This window comes from Methylobacterium sp. WL120 (genome assembly GCF_008039465.1).
Taxonomy (GTDB): domain Bacteria; phylum Pseudomonadota; class Alphaproteobacteria; order Rhizobiales; family Beijerinckiaceae; genus Methylobacterium; species Methylobacterium cerastii.
In genome coordinates, this window is the sequence record NZ_VRUT01000216.1 from 1 (window position 1) to 6,242 (window position 6,242).

At 61.6% G+C, this 6,242-nt stretch carries 5 protein-coding genes and 1 pseudogene; 2 read left to right on the forward strand and 4 right to left on the reverse strand.

Going from position 1 to position 6,242, the window contains the following annotated elements; genetic code table 11:
- Positions 1–140 (reverse strand): annotated as a pseudogene (locus FV229_RS24460) (IS3 family transposase); the annotation flags it as partial.
- Positions 141–190: 50 nt separating this feature from the next.
- On the opposite strand from FV229_RS24460, the gene FV229_RS24465 reads away from it, so the two are divergent.
- On the forward strand, positions 191–1,072 hold the full coding sequence (locus tag FV229_RS24465) for a diguanylate cyclase (RefSeq protein ID WP_147754441.1): 882 nt from the start codon (positions 191–193) through the stop codon (positions 1,070–1,072).
- A 115-nt stretch (positions 1,073–1,187) separates the two neighbouring features.
- Here FV229_RS24465 and FV229_RS24470 read toward each other — a convergent pair whose 3' ends face one another.
- The 3 genes from FV229_RS24470 to FV229_RS24480 form a co-directional block, all read right to left on the reverse strand.
- Positions 1,188–1,640, reverse strand: a complete 453-nt coding sequence (locus tag FV229_RS24470) for a hypothetical protein (protein ID WP_147754442.1) — start codon at positions 1,638–1,640, stop codon at positions 1,188–1,190.
- Positions 1,641–1,936: 296 nt separating this feature from the next.
- The gene (locus FV229_RS24475) at positions 1,937–2,395 is read right to left on the reverse strand and encodes a hypothetical protein (RefSeq protein WP_147754443.1); all 459 of its coding nucleotides are present in this window, start codon (positions 2,393–2,395) and stop codon (positions 1,937–1,939) included.
- 617 nt (positions 2,396–3,012) lie between these two features.
- Positions 3,013–4,392 carry an HD-GYP domain-containing protein gene (locus FV229_RS24480; RefSeq protein ID WP_147754444.1) on the reverse strand — a complete coding sequence of 460 codons (1,380 nt, stop codon included), beginning with the start codon at positions 4,390–4,392 and terminating at the stop codon, positions 3,013–3,015.
- A 371-nt stretch (positions 4,393–4,763) separates the two neighbouring features.
- Between FV229_RS24480 and FV229_RS24485 the strand changes: the two genes are divergently transcribed.
- Positions 4,764–5,624, forward strand: a complete 861-nt coding sequence (locus tag FV229_RS24485) for an outer membrane beta-barrel protein (RefSeq protein ID WP_147754445.1) — start codon at positions 4,764–4,766, stop codon at positions 5,622–5,624.
- Positions 5,625–6,242: the final 618 nt, after the last annotated feature.

Consider the following 6,242-nt stretch of genomic DNA (forward strand, 5'->3'; position numbering starts at 1 on the left):
TCACGCGGCCACCGGTAGTACGTCACCGAACTCACACCGAGCGCGCGGATTGCATCGGCCACGCTCTGGCCCTGTGAGATCAGCACGTCCGCCTGACGGAGCTTCGCGACGATCTCCTCGGGCTTCGGGTGTTTTGCCATCTCGTCCGTCCTCCAGGCTCAAAAGCCATACCAAAGGGCGGACCACTTCAATGGGGGCTGACCAGCAGCTGCTGGGCGAAAGCGTTGCCGAGCAGCCGAGCTATCAGCGTATCCTGGCCCACCAAAACGGCAGCTTCGTCGGCCCAGCGATGGTCGGGGAGGGTGAGCGCCGTTTCGTGTTCACCCATGTCGGAGATCAGCCCCTGCAACTCAGCACCGCGATCCCGCCGGCGGATATCTATGCGGACTGGTGGCAGAAAGCCCTCGCCCTTGGTGGAACCGTACTGGCGCTCTGCGGAGCCACCATAGGGCTAACGTGGCTGTTCCGTTGCGAACTCGATCGGCGACGCGCTGCCGAGGTGGCTACGATCGCCCTCAACGTCGAGCTTGAACTGTTGGCAACGACGGATGGGCTGACCAGCTTGTCCAATCGTCGTCGCTTCGATGAGGTTCTCGCTCGGGAATGGTCGCGCGCGGTGCGAACCTCACAGCCGCTCTCGCTGATCCTGCTAGATGCAGACTCTTTCAAGGGGTTCAATGACCGTTACGGGCATCAGAGAGGCGATGAAGCCTTGAAGCTCATCGCTCGGGCGATTGAGGCGGTCATCGGCCGTTCTGGTGATACCGGCTACCGCGTCGGCGGCGAGGAGTTCGCGGTCATCCTGCCCGATACGGACAAGGAGGGCGCCAGGATCGTCGCCAGCCGCATCCAACAGGCTGTGGCCGGCTGGAAGCTCCCTCATGCCAGTAGCAATCACGCGGTGCTTACGGTGAGTTGCGGGTTGGCCCAGATCCCCGAGGCAGTTGCGATGGAACCCGCAGGGCTGTTTCGTGCTGCCGACGCCGCTCTCTACGAAGCCAAGAGATCGGGCCGCAACTGCGTTCGCGTTTCAGGTTCAGGGAGTCCTGAGCTGCGCTTGGTCGTTGGCTAACGCCAGCGGCTTCGCATCTCCTCGGCCATGTGAACCACGATCGCCTGGAGCATCGGCGCTGACGCTGGCGCACCGTGTTCCGGCGCGAGGCGATGTGTGACCTGTTTGGCGGGCTCTACCCGACCGCGAATAGGTCAAGCTGAAGCGCTGATCCTTGCCCCCTGCCCCGCCGGTCACCTCGTGAAAGCGTTTTGATCACCGGCAGGGCTCCGGTCCCCTTGGCATGCAGCACGGCTCCCACGATCTGACAGCCGTCGCCATGGTGATAAACGTAGGCTCGGCAGCCATCGGCCTGCAGGATCTCCTGAACAATCGCCTCGTCATCTGGACGTGCGTGCAAGGCATTCAGCAAACACGTCAGGCCAAGCGAGGCGACGTTCGAGAAGTAGAACTCGCGCTGGTATCCGGTCCAAATCTGGCGCTGGGCACCGATGCTGGTTCGCGAGAACGGATTGCAGGGCGAAACCACCGTGCTCTCATCCAAGACGAAGGCAGCGATCGCGTACCGATCCGCGATATGCGGGGCTGTTCGGATCGATGCAGCGAGCTGACGCTGAGGAATTGGCACGCGATCACATCCTGATACCGTCATGGACTGAGATCGGCTCGAACCACGAGTGATCCTGTCTCGGCGTGTTTCTCGAAGAAGAAGGCCCTAAAAGTTCAAAAAGAGCCATGAACCCGCCGGTTTCACTATGTCATTGCGAAACAGATCGTTTTACGAATTGCCGTCATGCCACAGCTCGTAGCCGTGCCCATCTCTAGGTTCGAACTTTGGATCCTGCGTCGTCCCCGCGATGATGGTGGGCGCATCGAGACACAGCGCATTCAGATCGAGGCGAACTCGGGGGATCAGGCGATCGCTCAAGGGAGGTTTCTCGCTGAGGCGATCCTTGAAGGCGGGATCGGTGTGGCGATGCTGACCAACGAAGCTGGTGCCCTGATCTGGTCGACGCGCAAGGACATGCCGCCCCCTACACCACTCGGCATGATCTGATCGATGCCCACCTGCTTTGGGTGGGTGTGACCAAGGCCAGAGAGATGCTGGCTGGGCACCAGTACCCGCTCGATGCGGAGCGTCCAGAGCCGCCATGGTGTTGCCAGTGGCAGAAAGTCGGCCTCATCAAGCACGTGCTCGGCCTGGTCGCCATGCGTGACCACCATGCGGAACGGCACCTCGCCCGGCGCCCCCATTAGCACGACCGTCAGGGTGTTGAAGCCGTCATGCAGCCACGACGTGACGTCGTGGTGGAAGCCGTCCTCCGTTGGATCGAGCCCCTCCAGCGCAGGCTGTGTCACCGCGTAGGTGTTGAGACTGACCATAGCGCGGCTCCCCGCGCCCCACAGTGTGAGACGCAGCCGCTCCCCGGCTCGAATGTGCATGATGTGCCCCGCTACAAGGGCCAAACTGACCGGTTCGCGGGTTTTCCACAACGGGAACAAGAGGCGAACGGCAACGCTTCATTAACCCTGTTGCCGGGGCGCTCCAGCCCCATTCCTTCCCTGAAGATCCGCCGGGCGGTCCAACAATAGGCAGCGTCGTGGCTTGGTCGGGCGACCGAAGGCGGTATAGCTCAAGTTCGCAAGCGCAATCGCGAGATAATACATCTAAAAGTTGAAAATACGGTTGTATCAAATGCAATCGAATTTCCTACCAGCCTGTATCGTTGCCTGAGGCATTCTAGGAGCAACAGGAGAGGCACCTAACCAGCGGTCTCCAGCCACCTATTTTCCTGCCAGGAAACTCAGACCATGATCGGCCCCATCCTCGCTTCGGTGTGCCTCCGTACCTTGGGATCGCCTGCCATCGGCTGGCCGGTGCGTGCCGTCATCGTTCTGGCATCGCGACTTGCATCACCCCGCGGCGGGGTCGCTTACAGCCAAGCCAACGCAATGGTCCCGGTTCGGTAGCTCATGGGATTAATGTGCGGCGGCGGGGCTCAAGCCGCCCGAGCAAGATCGCCCTCGATCGAGGCGAGCGCACGCTCCAGCGCCGCGAAGCAGACCGGGTCGAACGATGTGCCGAGATCTGCGCGCATAATGTCGAGCGCCTTCTCAAGCGACATGGCGGCCCGGTAGGGTCGATCCGCGGTCAAGGCATCCAACACGTCGGCTACCGAGACGATGCGGGTCTCGGGGGCGATCGCATCGCCACTCAGCCCGCGCGGGTAGCCCTTGCCGTCCAGCCGTTCGTGGTGGCCGCCGCCGATCAAGGCCATCTCGTGGAACACCGGGACGCGGGCCAGGATGGTCTCAGACAACGAGGCGTGATTGCGCATGTCACGCCACTCTGCATCGTCCAGCTTCCCGTTCTTGTCGAGGATCGCGTTCGAGACACCGAGTTTGCCGACATCGTGCAGAAGTGCGGCTCGCTTGAGCCAGCGGCGGCGTTCCCATGTGTAGCCAAGTTCGGCCGCAATCATGTCCGCGTAGACCGCGACCCTCTCCGAGTGGCCGGAGGTGAAGGGGCTCTTGGCATCGATGATTTGTGCGAAGGCACGGGCGATATCATCGAGGTAGTCTTCGTCCACGACGATAGGGCTGCCCGGTGCCAGGGCGAGCACCGCTGCCTCGACTTGGTCCGAGGCTAGGATTTCCCAGAAGCTGGGATCGGCCGCGACAGCCTCGAAGCAGGCAACGACCTGAGGATCGAACCACGTGCCTGAGCGAGCCCGGACTTCGGCGATCGCAGCCGCGGGGCCGGCGGCGGTGTGGAACACGTCCACCACCTGGGCGAGCAGGGCCACACGCGCATAGAGAGGGATTGCGGAACCAGCGATACGGTCTGGACGACCACCACCGTTCCAGTGCTCATCAAGTGCGTGAATGGCCTCGCAGACGCTGGCGGGGAAACGAAGCTGACGGGCGATCTCGGCACCACGCTGGCAGCGGGTCTGGATCAGGTCGTCAGTGATCGCTCCACCGTTCTGCAGAATGTTGAGAACGGCACGAAATCGTTCGGTCAGGCCTGCTTTGAGACCCGTGTGAGAAAAGACGAAGCCCAGCACCTTCGGCAGGCTGTCGCTTACCGTCTTAAAGTCACGCTTGAAGCTGAGATCATCCGAGAGATAGAGTTCGCAGATGCGCGCGGCGTTGCTGGAGCACCCGAGGTCCTTCAGCATCACCGTGTGGTAGAGTTCCCAGAGTTGCAGATCTGGTAGGCCCATCACTCGGCCGATGTTGAAGCCGACCCATGTCGAGCGCACGCAGTGCCCGACGGGCTGACCTTCCGTCAGATCGAGGGCATGGCTTAAAGAGCCAAGCACTTCCGACAGCTGGATCGTCCTGGCTTCCTCTCCGCCGCCTGATACGATCCGCATCGTTCTCGTCCAGCCTCTTGCCTTATAGATCTCGATAGGCGGCAAGACTGCCTGAAGAACCTGATCAAAGCGTTGCGCTGCCTCTCGCTCGCCAATTAGCCCCGAGCAGACTTTTCCAGTTTCCGCAAAAGTCGGGAGCGGACCCAGGGTGTGGGCTCCATCCGTGAGATTTCGAACGCTAGGTATCGCCACGAAAAAAAGTGCTTCCCTAACGGATGGTTTTATCTGACCAAACGTATGTGCGGACCCAAAGAGTTGTTTGGACATTGAGAAATAGTCTTCGACCGAGTGTTGCTAATAAGTCATATCGCAGACAATCACTCCAAGGCTACTGGTTGGGTCATACTAGTCACAAACCCCGGATGCCGCCCGTGCTGAAGTCCGTCGCCCTCGCCGCCGTCGCTTCGGTGACCCTTGCTGCCGCCGCAGGTGCCGCGGACCTTCCGCGCCGCGCTCCGCCGCCGGTGTTCACGCCGGTGCCGGTGTTCACCTGGACCGGGTTCTATGTCGGTGTGAACGCGGGCTACGCCTTCACCGAGAGCGACACGATCCGGACCACCGGGATCAACAACCTCGGCGCCGTCGGTACCCCGACCGCACCGGCTAACCTTCAGCTCAACGTCGACCGCAACCTCCGCCGTCCGTCCGTGAACATGGCAACCGAAGGCTTCAGCGGCGGCGGCCAGATCGGCTATAACTTCCAGTTCACGCCGGGCTCCGGCATCGTCGTCGGCGTCGAGGCCGACGCGCAGTACACCGACCTGAGCCGCAACCAGGTCCAGAACACCACCAACACCGCTTTCAACCCGAACGTCCTGATCAACAGCTACCGCACCGAACTCAACTATCTCGGCACCGTGCGCGGACGCATCGGCTACGCCTTCGACCGGGTGTTCGTGTACGGCACCGGCGGCTTCGCCTACGGCGACGTGACCCAGTCCGTCACCTTCCAGACCGGCGCGCCGGTGACCTATGCCGCCCGCCGCTCCAGCATGGAGACCGGCTACGCCTACGGCGGCGGCATCGAGTACGCGCTGCCGACGGAGTCGTTCCTGAACTTCTTCCGCGCCAGCGCCGTGACGATCAAGGGCGAGTACATCCGCTACGACCTTGGCAGCCGCAACCTGCTCGTTGGCACGACCGGCGGTCCCGGCCTCGGCTACATCTCGCGCATCTCGACCGAGGGCAGCCTCGCCCGCGCTGGCATCAACTACAAGTTTGGCACCTACTAGGACCGTCGGGCCATTCCCTTGGCTTGAGCGTCCCCAGCCCGATCAGACTGGCCGCTAGGTCAAGCAGCGCCTCAGGAGCAAGCCTCCTGGGGCGTTCGTCGTTTACCTAACGGCGGCTCCGGTCATATCCATGACGGACAACAAAAAAACGCGCCCTTTCGAGGCGCGCTTGAGTTATATATCAGTAGATGGAATAAGACCATCTCTATTATACCCGTATTTGGTCAACAGACAATACATCAGCCTAGAAATCAGAGCTAAAAATTACAGCAAGGCCGTGGTCCATGGCCTCGCCAAGAGCGTATGACACGTCGATGTTCCGAAGAGACCCGCTGAGCAGCCTTCAGGCTGGCTCGGCGACCTTCTTGCGCCCGCGGGCCTTCGGAGCTGCCTCGGGGGCTTCTACGCCCTCAGGAACCGCTTTCCGGCGCATCTGACCAAGGCCAAAAGAATGGGCAAGCGCGGACCGCTGTGCCGAGTAAGAGGCTGATTGTTGATTTCCGCTGAGAGTTGACCCGGCGGAGCCGGAAGTTTCCATCGAGAAGTGACCCGTGTCTGAACCCACCCCTGGCTTTTTGGTCGGGGGGTCATGGAGTGATCGACATGGCGTTATTGAGT